Annotated in this window: 1 pseudogene; it reads right to left on the reverse strand. The window is 51.2% G+C overall.

The features are described 5' to 3' along the window. Positions 1–217, reverse strand: a pseudogene (locus ACRHOC_RS15700) (cation transporter); the annotation flags it as partial.

Genomic DNA, 217 nt, shown 5'->3' on the forward strand with positions numbered 1-217 from the left:
GACCAGAGCACCGGCGGTGATGACACCTAGATTGATCACCACGTCATTGGCCGAGAATATCCAGCTTGCCTTCATGTGCGCCCCACCCCCCCGATGTTTGTATATGAGCAGCAGACAACTGGTATTGGCAATCAATGCAACGAATGCGATAGCCATCATCACCAACGATTCAGGTTCACTACCGAATGCAAAACGTCTCACCACCTCTACAAGTACG

This window comes from Winogradskyella poriferorum (genome assembly GCF_050618035.1).
Taxonomy (GTDB): domain Bacteria; phylum Bacteroidota; class Bacteroidia; order Flavobacteriales; family Flavobacteriaceae; genus Winogradskyella; species Winogradskyella poriferorum_A.